Raw genomic sequence first — 15,910 nt, 5'->3', positions numbered from 1 at the left:
CGTCGTTTGCGATACGACAATCGTTACTGATGGCTATGGAACTACACTTTGTGTGGTTCAATACCATACAACGATTAGATCGCTCACCATGTCGCAACCTGCCGCCCAACCGCAGACCATCGTCGTCATCGACGACAACGAGGTTGTGCTGCAGCAGTTCCGCCGCATCCTCGGCAAGGATCCCGCCCGCCGGGTGCTGACCTTCCACAACCCGACCGAGGCCCTGGAGCACTGCGTCCAGATCGAGCCCGATCTGGTCCTCACCGACTACCAGATGCCCGATCTCGACGGCCTGGAGCTCATCAAGCAGGCTCGCGGCCAGCGCCCCCTGGCGCCCACGCAGTACGTTCTCATCACCGGCAGTGCGCAATCCGAGCTGGAGGTCGTGGCCGCCCGGGCCGGCGCGGCCGAGGTCATCCGCCTGCCGGCCTCGCCCTCGACCATCGTCGACCGGGTCGAAGCCAGGCTCAGCGGCATCGGCGCCTCCTGGGGCGAGGCCAGCGCCTGGCAGTACGCCCGGCCGATGCCGGCGTCGGTGTCCAACGAAGACCTGCAGGCCCTGCGTTGCCTCGAGCGGATGGCCGCCTTCCGCGACGAGGAAACCGGCTACCACACGGTGCGCATGGCCCACTACGCGGCGGTTCTGGCGCAGGCCTGCGGTCAATCGCAGCATTTCCAAAGCCTCATCCTGCTGGCAGCCCCACTTCACGACATCGGCAAGATCGGCATTCCTGAGGCCATCTTGAGGAAATCCGGTCTTCTCGACGAACACGAGTGGGGCCTGATGAAGCAACACCCCATCTTCGGCTACGAAATCCTGCGCGAGCAGGAGGGCGAGGTCTTCGCCGTGGGCGCCGAAGTGGCCCTGCATCACCACGAGCGCTGGGACGGCGGCGGCTACCCCCTGGGCCTGGCGGGCAAGGACATACCGCTGAGCGCACGCATCGTCGCCGTGGCCGATGCCTTCGACGCCCTGACCAGCGAGCGCCGCTACAAGCGCGCCTGGGGCCTGGACACCGTCTTGCAGCACCTCGCCAACGAGGCCGGCCGCCATTTCGACCCCGAGGTCGTGGCCGCGGTCGACCGCAGCCTGGCCAGCCTCATCCGCGTCAAGGTACATTTCGATTCCCTGCCCGCCGAGGCGCCCGTCGAAGAGGCCACCCGCTGGGTGGCCGGCCCCGCCCACGGGCGGGCGACGGCCATTCCGAGTAGTGTTTCGCCGCTGTCCTGATGCAAGCTGCGAACGGCCGCCTCCAGCCCCGTCATGGACCATGCAATGATCCATCTGTAGTCCCCGATCGCTAAGGCTCCATTCCCGGGTCCGCGGCAAGCGCCATTTGCCTGCCGCAAGCGAGATGCATCTCCCGCACAAGCCCGATGGGTGCGCCGCTGGCCCTCGCTGGAATGCCGCCTGTTGTTGAAAGCCGTCCTCACAAGGGCCCAAGCCGAGTCGAAGAAGCCATGAGCACCAGCAAGATCACCGTTTTCACCGTCCCCACCTCCGGCACCGACCTCGCGCTGGTGCTGCCGATCGCCTCTTCGCGCGTCGAGAGGGTCCAGATCGCCGGCACCGACATCATCCTGCTGCTGCGGGGCGGCGAGCAGATGCTGCTCAAGGGGGCGGCCCTGCAGGCGGCGCTCAATCCCGCCTTCAAGATCGTATTCTCCGACCGCGAGGCCGAGGCCTTTGAGCTGATCAACACGGCCGGCGCGGTGCAGTTCACCGAAACCAGCGCCCGATCCTTGGTGGCCAACCTGCCCGACGCCCTGCTCGAAGGCAAGGGCAAGCGGTCTGGCGTCGAGCAGTCGGACGAGGTCGCCGACCCGCGCAACCCCGACCAGAGCGGCAGCGAGTCGGCCCGCCCGGCCCAGGTGCAGGCGCCGGCGGGCATCACCCCGCCCGACCTGGGTGCCGCGTTCAGCCAGGAGGCATCGGCCCTCGACCGGCCGGCGCCGCCCTCGTTCATCATCATCGTCACGCCGGGCTCGGGCAGCAGCTCCGGCACGCCGGGTGAGCCCCCGCCGCCGCGCCCCCCGGCGGACACCATCAGCCTCAGCACCACGGTGCGCAACCTGACCGGGGTCACCTCCTCGGCCATCGAAGGCGGCGGCCTGCGCATCCAGGGCTCAGCGGGCTCGGCCGAGTCGGCCAACGATCTTTCGGCCTCGGCGCAGGTGGCGCCCGAGGTGCTCATCGGCAGCTCGGGCAACGATCTGATCGACGGCGACGGCGGCGGCAACATGGGCAGCGGCTTCGCCCGGCTGCTCACCATCCAGGCCTTGGCACGTGCCGATCTCGCCTTGTCGACCCTGGCCATCTCCGGCTTGCCCAGCGACTTCGAGGTCGTGGGCGCCGTGCGCAGCGGCTCCAGCTGGCTGGTCACGCTGCCGCCGGATCTGGCCGAGCGTGGCAACACCGTCTCGCTGCTGCTCAAGTACCCGGTGGCTCCGGACGGCGTGCCCTTCACGGAGACCGCGTTTGATCTGCGCATCACCGCCACCGGCTTGCTCGAAGGCAAGGAGATCACCGGCTCCACGTCCGTCCCCGCCGTGCTGCGGGACGTGCGCTCCTCGGCAGACATGGACTACTCGGTCGCGGGCAAGAACGGCGTCGTGTTCGCCGCCTTCGGCCTGGGCGACGACATCCGCGCCGGTGCCGGCAACGACACCATCAAGGCCCTGGTCGGGCACGACCGGGTTCTGGCCGGCGACGGCGACGACATCATCGACGGCGGCGCCGGCGACGACATCATCGAGGGCGGCGCCGGGGCCGACAGCATCACCGGCGGCACCGGTGTCGACACCGCGGTCTATGCATCGTCTGACGCCGCGGTCGACATCGACCTTCTGGCCGGAACGGCCAGCGGAGGCGAGGCCACCGGCGACACGCTCACCAGCATCGAGAACCTCCAAGGCTCCGCCTACGCGGACCGCCTGGCAGGCACCGCAACGGCCAACCACCTGCAGGGCGGCGAGGGCAACGACTGGTTGATCGGCCGCGGCGGCGCCGACCGCCTGGACGGTGGCGGCGGCACCGACACGGCCGACTACGCCGGCTCCGACGGCGGCGTCACGGTCAACCTGGCCGCCGGCACCGGCAGCGGCGGCGATGCCGAAGGTGACCTGCTCAGCGGCATCGAGAACCTCGTCGGCAGCGCCTTCAACGACGTGCTCACGGGCTCGGCGGTGGCCAACACGCTCGACGGTGCCGCCGGCAACGACACCCTGCAAGGCGGCGCGGGCGCCGACGTGCTCAAGGGCGGCGCCGGCACCGACGTGGCCAGCTACAGCGCCTCGGCGCTCGGCGTCGTGGTCAGCCTGCAGTCCGGCCGCGGCTCGGCGGGCGACGCGTCGGGCGACCTGCTGCAGGACATCGAGAACCTGATCGGTTCTCGCGAGGCCGACGAGCTCGTCGGCGACGATCTGGCGAACCGGCTTGACGGCGGGCTCGGCGACGACCTGCTCGAGGGCGGCGCCGGTGCCGACGAGCTCGTCGGCGGCGATGGCAGTGATGCAGCCGGCTACGCGCACGCGCTCACCGCCCTCACCGTGAGCCTGGCGGACACCAGCCTGAACACCGGCGATGCCGTCGGCGACACCTACAGCGGCATCGAGAACCTCGAAGGCTCCGAGTTCGACGACACGCTGCTGGGCGACGCCGCCGACAACACCCTGTGGGGCAACCCGGGCAACGACCAGCTCTCGGGTGCTGCGGGCGCCGACGTGCTGCTCGGTGGCGCCGGCAGCGACCAGCTCGACGGCGGCGACGGCGTCGACACCGCATCGTATGCGGGCTCCACTCAAGGGGTCGCGGTCAGCCTCGTGGCCGGCGCAGCCGGCCAGGGCGGAGACGCCGAAGGCGACATCCTGGAGCGCATCGAGAACCTGCTCGGTTCGCGCTTCAGCGACCGGCTGCTCGGCGATGCCGCCGCCAACCGCCTCGACGGCGGGCGCGGCAGCGACACGCTGATCGGCGGCGCCGGTGCCGACCAGCTCATCGGCGGCGACGGCAGCGACACCATCGACTACTCCGGCAGCGCCGCCGTCACGATCAACCTGGGCGCCTCCACCGCCTCAGGGGGTGACGCCCAGGGCGACACCTTCGAGTCCATCGAGAACGTCGTGGGCAGCAGCGGGGCCGACTCCATCATCGGGGATGGCTCGGCCAACACCCTGGACGGGGGTGCCGGCGCCGACACGCTCGAAGGCCTGGTCGGCAACGACACGCTGCTCGGCGGCGACGGCGACGACACCCTCGATGGCGGCTCCGGGGGCGACACGCTCCAAGGCGGTGCCGGCATGGACCGCGTCAGCTACGCGGGCTCGGCATCCGGCGTGATCGCCAACTTGAGCACCGGTGTGGGCGCCGGCGGCGACGCCGAAGGAGACGTGCTCGCCGGCATCGAGAACATCACCGGCAGCGCCTTCGACGACACCTTGACCGGCGATGACGGCAACAACCTGCTCGTCGGCGGCAACGGCAACGACGTGCTCGAGGGCCGGCAGGGCGCCGACGTGCTCGAAGGCGGCGCAGGCAACGACAGCGCCAGCTATGCCGCTGCACAGGCGGGCGTGAACGCGTCCATGTCCGTCTCGGGCGCCAACACCGGCGAGGCCGCCGGCGACGTCTACGTGTCGATCGAAGGCCTCATCGGCTCCAAGTTCGATGACACTCTGGCCGGCGACGCGGCGGCCAACACGCTCGAGGGCGGGGCCGGCGACGACACCCTGGCCGGCATGGCCGGCGCCGACGTGCTGCGCGGTGATGCCGGGCTGGACACGGCCAGCTATTTCGCATCGGATGCCGCGGTCGCGATCAATTTGCGCACCGGCACGGCGACCGGCGGGCATGCCCAGGGTGACACGTTCCAGGACATCGAAAACCTTCGGGGCTCCCAGTTCGCCGACACGCTGACGGGCGACAACGGCGACAACACCCTGGCCGGCGATGCCGGCGACGACCTTCTGGTGGGCGGTCTGGGTGCCGACAAGCTGCAGGGGGGTACGGGCTCCGACACCGCCAGCTACGCCGACGCGCTGGGTGCGGTGGTGGCCCGGCTTGACGACGCGAGCGCCGACGACGGCGACACCTTCGACAGCATCGAGAACCTCATCGGCTCCAGCTTTGCCGACGAACTGGCCGGTGACGCCGGCGACAACCAGCTCGAAGGCGGCGAGGGCGACGACATCCTCGTGGGCGGCGGCGGGGCCGACCGCCTGCGGGGCGGCAGCGGCACCGACACCGCGTCCTATTCATCGTCCACCGCGGGCGTCACGGCCAGCCTCGAGGCGGTGGCCGACAACACCGGCGATGCCGGAGGCGACATTTTCGACTCGATCGAGAACCTCGCCGGGTCCAGCCATGCCGACCGCCTCGTGGGCAGCAGCAGTGGCAACCGGCTGGAGGGTGGCGCGGGCGCCGACACCCTGGTGGGCGGTGGCGGCGCCGACACCCTGATCGGCGGCGCAGGCAGCGACACCGCGGATTACGCCGCATCGGCGAGTGCGGTCACGGTGAACCTCACCACCGGCCGCGGGTCGGGCGGCGACGCCCAGGGCGACACGCTGGCCGGCATCGAGAACCTCGTCGGCTCGACCGCGGGCGACACGCTCATCGGCAGCTCCACCGGCAACCGCCTGGAGGGCGGCGAGGGCGACGACCTGCTCGACGGACGCGGCGGCGCCGACGCCTTGCTGGGCGGTCTTGGTGACGACACCTATGTCGTCGACGACTCGCAGGACACCGTCACCGAGCAGTCCGGCCAGGGCACCGACCTCGTCCAGGCCAGTGCCAGCTACACCCTGGGGGACCACACCGAGAACCTGGAGCTGCTGGCCGGCGCGGGCGAGCTCTCAGGCACCGGCAACAGCGGGGCCAACGTGATCACGGGCAATGAGTCGGCCAACCTGCTGGACGGCGGTGCCGGCGCCGACACCCTGATCGGTGGCGAAGGCAACGACACCTACGTCGTCGACAACGAATCCGACAAGGTGACCGAGTTCGCCGACGCGGGCCGCGACACCGTCTGGGCCTCGATCAACTGGACGCTGGGTGCCCAGCTCGAGGACCTCACGCTCACCGGCCACCAGGAGATCAACGCCACGGGCAACTCGCTGGCCAACCTCCTCATCGGCAACAGTGCCGCCAACACCCTGGACGGCGGCACGGGCGTCGACCGCATGGAAGGCGGCGGCGGCGACGACGTCTACGTGGTCGATCAAGCGGGCGAGCAGGTGATCGAAGGCTTCGGTGCGGGCACCGACCGCGTGAACGCGTCGGTGAGCTTCACGCTGGGCAACAACGTCGAAAACCTCGAGCTGCTCGGCACGGCCCCGATCTCCGGCACCGGCAACGCCCTGGCCAATTGGCTCATCGGCAACGAAGCCGACAACACGCTCGATGGCGCGGCGGGTGCCGACACCCTGGCCGGCGGCCTGGGCAACGACATCTACATCGTCGACGACCTCGGCGACGCGGTCACCGAAGCGGCCGAACAGGGCCTCGACACCGTGCGCGCCAGCGTGAGCGTTGCCGTCCTCGCCGCCGGAGTCGAGGATCTCGTCCTCACCGGCACCGCCCTCAACGGCACCGGCAACGCCTTGAACAACCGCATCAGCGTGGAGGGCGAGGCCCGCAACAACGTGCTCAACGGCGGCGCCGGCGCCGACACGATGGAAGGCGGCGACGGCAGCGACACCTATTTTGTCGACAACACCGGCGATCGGGTCGTCGAGGCCGCCGACGGGCAAGGCACTGACGCGGTGTTTGCCTCGGTGAGCCACACGCTCGATGCCAACGTCGAGAACCTCACGCTCACGGGCACGGCCGCCATCGATGGCACCGGCAACGACGCCGACAACACCATCTTCGGCACGGCCGGCAAAAACATCCTTGACGGCAAGGGTGGCGCGGACTCCCTCATCGGTGGAGCCGGCGACGACACCTACCGGGTCGACAACGAAGACGACCTCGTCACCGAGGTTGACGATGAGAGCCAGGGCAAAGACACGGTGGAGAGCGCCATCTCCTATACCCTGACGGACGGCCTGGAGGTGCTGCGCCTGACGGGCGCCGGCAACCTGGAGGGAACCGGCAACGGCGGCAACAACGAGCTGTTTGGCAACGACGGCAACAACCGGCTCGACGGCGACGCTGGCGCCGACACGATGGACGGCGGCGCGGGCAACGACATCTACGTCGTCGACAGCGAGGGCGACGACGTCATCGAGAAACCCAATCGCGGCTCTGACACCGTGCGCGCGTGGCTGACCCACACCCTCGCGGACAACGTGGAGCGGCTCGAGCTCCAGGGCAGCGACAACCTGTCCGGCACGGGCAATGGCCTGTCCAACGTCATCGTCGGCAACCAGGGCAACAACACGCTCGACGGCGGCGGCGGCTCCGGCGACACGCTCATCGGCGGCGCCGGTGACGACACCTACATCGTGCGCACGGCCAGCACCACGCTGATCGAAGAGGAGGGCAAGGGCGTCGACACCGTGCTCTCGGAGGTCACCTGGACCTTGGGTGTCACTTTCGAGGTGCTGGAGCTCACCGGCACGCTCGCCATCGACGGCATCGGCAACGGCGGCAGCAACGTGCTCAGGGGCAACGACGCCGCCAACGTGCTCAACGGCCTGGGTGGCAATGACGTCATGACCGGGCGCGGCGGCGACGACACCTACGTGGTCGACACCCTCGGCGACTCCATCACCGAGCTGGGCGGCGGCGGCTCCGACACCGTGGAGGCCTCGCTCAGCTGGACGCTGGGCATCGGCAGCAATCTCGAGAACCTCCGGCTCACCGGCACCGGCGAATTCAACGCCACCGGCAACGAGCTGAACAACTCGCTCTGGGGCAACAGCAGCGACAACCTCCTCGACGGCCTCACGGGCACCGACCGTATGGAAGGCGGGGGCGGCAACGACACCTACGTCGTGGATGACACGGGCGACACCGTCGTCGAGGCTTTCCAGGGCGGGGACTTCGACCGCGTGAACGCGTCGGCGAGCTTCACGCTGTCGGCCGAGGTCGAAATTCTCGAGCTGCTGGGCTCGGCCAACCTGTCGGGCACCGGCAACAACCTGGCCAACACCATCTTCGGCAACAACGGCAACAACACGCTCGACGGCGGCAGCGGCGTCGACACCCTGCTGGGCGGCGCCGGCAACGACACCTACATCGTCGACGAATCGGCGGACAACACCGTCGAAACCAACACCACCGACCGCGACCGCGTGATCGCCAGCGCCAGCTACACGCTGCGCGCGCTGGTGGAAGACCTGCAGCTCAGCGGCACCGGCAAAATCAACGGCTTCGGCAACGAGCTGGACAACGTCATCATCGGCAACGTCGGCGACAACGTGCTCGATGGCGGCCTGGGCAATGACACGCTCAGGGGCGGCATGGGCAACGACACCTACGTCGTCGACGTCGCGGCCGACATCATCGAGGAGTTCGATGGCGAAGGCATCGACACGGTGTTGGCCAGCAGCAGCTACACGCTGACGGGCAGCCTGGAGAACCTCACGCTGCAGGGCACCGGCAACTTCACGGCCACAGGCAGCGCCGCGGACAACGTCATCAACGGCAACGCGGGCAACAACATCATCATCGGCGGCGCAGGCGTCGACGTGATGTCCGGCGGCGACGGCGACGACCAGTATTACGTCGACGACTCGAACGACCGCGCGGTGGAAGCCTCGCTGGGCGGCGGCAACGATGTCGTCTTCAGCAGCGCGAGCTTCACGCTCGAGCCCTTCATCGAGCGCCTCGAACTCCAGGGCCTCGATTCCATCAACGGCACGGGCAACGCCATTGCCAACACCCTCATCGGCACCAGCGGCAGCAACATCCTCGACGGGCGGGGCGGGGCCGACGTGATGACCGGCGGCCTGGGTGACGACATCTATGTGGTGGACGATGCCGGCGACCAGACCCAGGAAAACCCCCTGGAGGGCAGCGACACGGTGCGGGCCACCATCAACTGGACGCTGGGCATCAACCTTGAGAACCTGCAGCTCATGGAGGACGCCGGCCCCATCAGCGGCACGGGCCATGCCGGTGCCAACGAGATCACCGGCAACTCGCAGGCCAACGTGCTGTTTGGCGCTGGCGGGGCCGACAGTTTCGTGGCGGGCGGCGGCAACGACCGCATCATCCTGGTGGACAACGCCTACAGCCTGGCCAATGGCGGCGCCGGCAGCGACACGCTGGTGCTCGACCGTTCCGGCCTGAACTCGCTGACGCAGCTCGTGAACAAGGCCAGCGCCATCGAGCGGCTGGACTTTGCCAGCTTCACGCTCGAGGGCCTGGCGCCGGCCGCCCATGCCAACAGCTTCCGCATCGACGCCACCGCGCTCAACAGCCCGGGCCTGCTGGGTGCCGAAGGGGCCGGCCGGCTGGAGGTGGTGGGCGACGGCCCGTCGGACGGCCTGGGGGGCGACGTCCTGCTGCTCAGCGCCACCGAGTTCAGCAACCTGTTCACCAACGGTGCGCCCTCGGTGGTGATGTCCGACGGCAGCGCCGGCCGGCTGTTTGCGTCGGTGGTCGAGTCCCAGCACGACCTGGTGGTTGGCGCCAACGTCAAGGTGCTGGCCGACCCGAACGAGCTGGCGTCCGGCTGGGGCGTCAACTACACCGGCGCGCGGCTGCTGCCCGACAGTTTTGGCGGCCTGCGCACCTGGCTGGATGCCACGGACCTGGACGGCGACGGCACTGCCGAGTTCGCCGGCGAGGCGGGGCTGCCGCAGTCGGGCCCGCTGTTCGTCTCAAACTGGGCCGACAAAAGCGGCAACGGCGTCAACTTCACGGCGCTGAACGGTGCCAGCTGGCGGCCCACCTGGCAGGCCGCCGGCGTCACCGGGCAGGCCGCGGTGCGTTTCGACGGCACCGATCAACTTGTGTCTTCGCTCACGCTGCCCAATCACAGCTACACGGTCTTTGCCGTGGGGCAGCTCACGGACATCTCGGGTGCCAGGCTGGCCCAGCGGCTGGTCACCTCCCGGGACTCGAGTTGGGCTTTGGGCTGGTCGAACGGTCTCCAGGACGTTGCAACGGGCGGCGCCAGCTGGATCGCGTACGCAAGCCCCCCCGTGGCCCCCGTCTACAACACCGCGCTGTCATACGCCGTGGTCTCGTTCGGGCCCAGTACGGCGGCCTACCGCGACGGCACGGCGTTGAACTACTACAGCACCCCGTCGGACATCACGAGCTATAACGCAGGTGGCGGCAACCTCGGAACCCTCGCGCTGGGCGCGCAGGGCACGGGAAGCGCGGCCAGTCGCGGGGAGCTGTCGGAAGTGCTGGTCTTTGACCGCGCCCTGGTGGCCGCCGAACGCCTGGTGGTCGAGGCCTACCTGCGCAGCAAGTGGGTCACACCCACGCCGGATCTCACCATCGACCCGGTGCTGGGCGCGGTGGGCTTCGACCCGACCTGGTACGACGCGCCGCTCGTCTTTGGCGATGGCAGCGCCAACAAAGACGACACGCTCACCGCCGACTACGGCTCAGCCCCTGTGCGTGGCGCCGGCAGGCTCGATCTGCTGCTGCTGGGCGGTGCCGGCAACGACACGCTGACCGGCGGCGACCGCAACGACGGCCTCTTTGGCCACACGGGCAACGACACCCTCGCCGGCGGCGCCGGCACCAACTACCTGGCGGGCGGCGTGGGGGACGACACCTACATCGTCAGCTCCCTCACCGACACGGTCTTCGAAGCCGCCGGTGCCGGCACCGACCTGGTGCAGGCCGAGGTCAGCTACTACCTCGCCAAGAACGTCGAGAACCTCACGCTCACGGGCACGGCGGCGCTCGATGGCGCGGGCAACGACGGGGCCAACACCATCACCGGCAACAGCGCGGCCAACCGGCTGGTGGGGGCGGGCGGCGATGACACCCTCATCGGCGGTGGCGGCAACGACATCTTGGACGGCAGCACCGGCACCGACACGATGATCGGCGGAACGGGCGATGACATCTACATTCTGGACGAAACCGGCGAAGCCGGCTTGGTGCAGGAGCTTGCCGATGAAGGCACCGACGAGGTGATGACCACCGCCTCCCTGCCCTCCCTGCCGGCCAATGTCGAGAACGCCCGCGCCATCGGCCTCACGCCGACGACACTCACCGGCAACGATCTCGCCAACGTCCTGACGGGTGGCGCCCTGGGGTCTTCCCTGGACGTTGCGCATACCCTGGTCGGCATGGGCGGAAACGACACCTACAACTTCGACAACCGAAACGCGATCCACACCGTGGTTGAGGCTGCCGGTGGCGGCGTAGATACCGTGGTCCTGCAGAACCATGATGCGGTCAGCACCTATGTGCTGCCTGACAACGTGGAAAACGTGGACATCCGAAACACCTACCGGTGGAGCGCCACCGGCAATGGCTTGGACAACCTGCTGATGGGTGGCGGGTCGCAATCCCACCATTACTACAACGGGTTGCCCAGCAGGCTCGAAGGCAAGGCGGGCGACGACACCTACGTTGTTCGCAACGTATACACCCGCTTGCTGGAGATCGCCGGCGAGGGCACGGATACGGTTGAGTCCAACTTCAGCCACCGCCTGTTGCCCAACTTTGAAAATCTGACCCTGGTGGCGAATGCCCAGAACCCGGACACCGCCGGCCTCAAGGCCTGGGGCAACGCCGCCAACAACACCTTGACGGGCAACGGGTTCAGCAACTGGCTCGACGGTGCCGGCGGCACCGACACGCTCGTGGGCGGTGCAGGCAATGACAACTACGTCATCGACGACAGCACCGACACCATCACCGAAACCGCCACCGGTGGCCGGGACACCATCAACACCGGCCTGGCCACGCTCGACCTCAACGCCGCGCAGTACGCCAACGTGGAGAACCTGGTGTTCACGGGCAGCGGGGGCGCCACCGGCATCGGCAGCGCGGCCGACAACCTGCTGGCCGGCACCACGGGCAACGACACGCTCAGCGGCAACGCCGGCAACGATGTGCTCTACGGCGGCGGCGGCGCCGACACCCTGGCGGGCGGCGACGGCAACGACCAGTTGAGCTCGGGCTTCCGCCCCCTGCCCGAACGGACCTGGATGGAAGGCGTGCCGACAGCCGGGCTGCGCATGGAGACCTACACCACCACGCTGAGCACGGTGGCGGCATTTGTGGGCACGCACACCAACGGCCTGAGCCTGAGCTACGGCTCCGATGTGCCCCCGGTGGCCGGCGCGCCCGCCAACGGTTACCGTCTGCAGCTCGTCGGCGACCTCAACGTGACCACCGCCGGGTGGTACACCTTCCGCAGCACGTCCACGGCCCTGGTCCTCACGATCGACGCGCAGCAGGTGATCAACTACGACGCTGCGGGCCTCGGCACGCGGCAGACCGCCGTCTCATTGCCGGTGTGGCTGGAGGCCGGCCTGGTGCCGATCACGGTGAGGGTGACCGACCCAACCACGGCAACCACCGTCGCTACCGAGCTGGATGTGCGCTGGCAGCGCAGCGACACCTATGACCTGGCCCTGGCCAACACCACCTTCTCGGTCATCCCCACCAACCTCTTCAGCCACGGCCAGGCGACGCCCTCCGACACCACCGGCGACACGCTGCAAGGCGGGGCCGGCGACGACTACCTGGAGGGCGCGGGCGGCACGGACACCCTCGTGGGCGGCACGGGCAACGACACCTACGTGGTGCAGTCCAACGCCGACATCGTCACGGAGCTGGCCGGCGACAGCGAAGGCACGGCCGACACGCTGATGGCCACCACCGGCCTGAACCTCTCTCTGGAGAACTACGCCAACGTCGAGAACCTCACGCTCATCGGCAGCGGCGCGCAGAACGGCAGCGGCAACGCCGGCGCCAACACGATCATCGGCACCCCGGCGGCCAACGTGATCAGCGGCCAGGGCGGCAACGACAGCTTGCTCGGCAACGGCGGGATCGACACGCTCAACGGCGGCGAGGGCCAGGACGTGCTGGAGGCCGCCAGCGGCAGCACGCTCAATGGCGACGCGGGTGACGACACCTTGCGCGTGCTCGACCCCTGGACCCCCGATCAGCTGGGTGCCGGCCGCCTGTCGGTGTGGCTGGACGCCGCCGACCTGGACGGTGACGGCATCCGCGAGGGCCTGGCCGAAGCCGGGCTCAACGGCAACCTGATCACGGTCTGGCGCGACAAGAGCGGCAACGGCCGCCACGGCGAGGTCTACGGCGAGCAGCAGTCACCGACGCTGGTGCAGGGGGGCCTCAACGGCTTGCCTTCGGTCACCTACGACGGCGTGGACGACTACATCGCCGTGCCGGGGGTGCCGTCGGCCAGCAGCCTGACCCAGAGCCTGTACTGGGTGCAGAACACCACCGACACCACCTACGCGTTCGGCACGAATGGCAACACCAATGTCTCCACGAGCACCCATATGCTGCTCGCCACCGCTGGGTCGACCAACGACACCCTGGTGACGGCGTCCGGCTACGGCAGCCTGACGGCCAACGCGTTCTGGCAAAACGGCGGGGTGGCGGCGTGGTCCACCCGCGGTGACGTGCACGCGGCGCTCAACAACATCACCGCCACGGTGGGGGTGGTGAACCAGGCGTTTAACTTCCACGGCGGCCTCCAGTTCGGGCACGTCAGCACGTCGAACTGGTGGCTCGGCCAGACCAACACGCAGAGCTCGTGGACCTTCGGTGGCCAGATCCCCGAGGTGCTGGTGGTGAGCGGCTTGTTGGGCACCACCGAACGCCAGTTCGTGGAAGGCTACCTGGCCTGGAAGTGGGGCAGCCAGGCGCTGCTGCCAGCGGACCACCCCTACCGCAATGCGGCGCCGCAGCTCGCTGCCACCACCCTGGGCGCCACGCTCAACGGCGGTGATGGCAACGACACCCTGACCGGCGGCATGAATGGCGACACGCTCAATGGCGGCACCGGGGCCGACACCATGGCGGGCGGCGCCGGCAACGACACCTACGTGGTGGACGATGCGGGCGACTCGCTGACCGAAGCCGCCGACGCCGGCATCGACACGGTGCAAAGCAGCATCGGCCACACGCTGGGCAACCACGTGGAGAACCTGGTGCTCACCGGCAGCGCCAACCTCAATGGCACCGGCAACGCGGCCGACAACAGCCTCACCGGCAACACCGGGGCCAACCTGCTGCAGGGCCTGGGCGGCAACGACACGCTCAACGGCGGCGCGGGTGCCGACCAGATGGAAGGCGGCACCGGCAACGACACCTACGTGGTGGACAACCCCCTCGACCAGGTGGTGGAGCCATCCGGCGCCGACGGCGGCCTTGACCTGGTGCAGGCCGCCATCAGCTACACGCTGCCCGGCCTGGTGGAGAACCTCACGCTCACCGGCACGGCGGCCAACGGCACGGGCAACGAGCTGGCCAACACCATCGTGGGCAACGCCGCCGCCAACGTGCTCGACGGCCTCGGCGGCGCCGACACGATGCGCGGCATGGGCGGTGACGACACCTACTGGGTGGACGGCACCGGCGACGTCGTCGACGAGACCAGCGGCGGGGTCGATCAAGGCGGCAACGACCAGGTGCGCAGCAGTGTCAGCTACACCCTGCCCAGCTTCGTGGAGCGCCTGGTGCTGACCGGCGGCGCCAGCAACAACGCCACCGGCAACGCCACGGCCAACGTGCTGGAGGGCAACGACGGCGACAACCAGCTCAACGGGCTCGGCGGCGCCGACACGATGACCGGCGGCCTTGGCAACGACACGTATTTCGTGGACGACACGCTGGACGTGGTGACCGAGCTGGCCGGCGCCGGCCAGGGCAGCAGCGACCTCGTGGTGGCCTCGGTGAGCCACACGCTCAGCAACAACGTCGAGCGGCTGCAGCTCGTCGCCGGCACGGCGCCGCTCAACGCCACCGGCAACGGGCTGGACAACCTCATCTCCGGCAACGATGGCGACAACGTGATCGACGGCGGCGGCGGGGCCGACACCATGACCGGCCTGGGCGGCAACGACACCTATGTGGTGAACGACCTGAACGACGTCATCGTCGAGGCCGACAATCAGGGCATCGACACCGTGCAGAGCACGATCAGCTACTCGCTGGAGCTGCTCCCGAACCTGGAGAACCTCACGCTGCTGGGCAGCGGCAACCTCACCGCCTTCGGCAACGCGCAGAACAACGTGCTGACGGGCAACAGCGGCAGCAACACCCTCAACGGCAAGGAGGGGGCCGACCAGATGGCGGGCGGCGCGGGCGACGACATCTACGTCGTCGACAACGGCGGCGACCAGGTGTTCGAGGCCTCGGGCGCCGGCACCGATGTGGTGAGCGCCTCGGTGAACTTCACCCTGTCGGACAACGTGGAGAACCTCACGCTGGCGGGCAGCGCACCGCTCGATGGCACCGGCAACGCCTTGAACAACGTCATCGTGGGCAACGGGGGCAACAACCAGATCAATGGCGGCGGTGGCAACGACACCCTGGTGAGCGCCGGCGGTGTGGACACGCTGAACGGCGGCGTGGGTGACGACATGCTGGAGTTCGGCGCCGCAGCCGACATCGGCCTGGCCGACGGCGGCTCGGGCACGGACACGCTGGACCTGGGCACCGTGGGCGGCGCCCTCGACCTGGGCACGTTGGCGGGCCGGGTGGACAACATCGAGGCGCTGGACGTGCGCGACGGCGCCAACTCCAGCATCAGCGTTGACGCGAACGCCATCGTCGGCATGACCGACAGCGACGCCGTGCTCAAGCTGTCCTTGGACTCGGGTGACACGCTGACCATCAACTCGCCCTTCGTCATCGGCAGCAGCGGCGTGGACGCCAACACCGGCCAGACCTACACCGAGTACCTGCTGTTCACGGGCTCGGTGCAGACGGCCACGCTGAACGTGTACCTGCCGCCGCCGCCTGACAATGTCTGATGTGACGGCCCGGGCCCGAGCCCGTGAGGAA

At 69.0% G+C, this 15,910-nt stretch carries 2 protein-coding genes; both read left to right on the top strand.

Annotated features, from left to right (window positions below; all coding sequences use genetic code 11):
• The first annotated feature begins 88 nt into the window (after positions 1-88).
• A complete protein-coding gene (locus KA711_03370; GenBank protein MCM0608023.1) occupies positions 89-1,231 on the top strand; it encodes an HD domain-containing protein in 1,143 nt (380 codons plus the stop codon).
• A gap of 230 nt (positions 1,232-1,461) precedes the next feature.
• Positions 1,462-15,879, top strand: a complete 14,418-nt coding sequence (locus KA711_03365; GenBank protein MCM0608022.1) for a hypothetical protein — start codon at positions 1,462-1,464, stop codon at positions 15,877-15,879.
• Positions 15,880-15,910 lie beyond the last annotated feature (31 nt).

This window comes from Ideonella sp. WA131b, from assembly GCA_023657425.1.
GTDB lineage: Bacteria > Pseudomonadota > Gammaproteobacteria > Burkholderiales > Burkholderiaceae_C > Rubrivivax.
This window is presented reverse-complemented; position numbering and strand designations above follow the sequence as displayed.

Bases quoted from the DNA above. Each gene is read 5' to 3' on its own strand.
- KA711_03370 (MCM0608023.1), top strand. From the start codon at position 89: ATGTCGCAACCTGCCGCCCAACCGCAGACCATCGTCGTCATCGACGAC.
- KA711_03365 (MCM0608022.1), top strand. From the start codon at position 1,462: ATGAGCACCAGCAAGATCACCGTTTTCACCGTCCCCACCTCCGGCACC.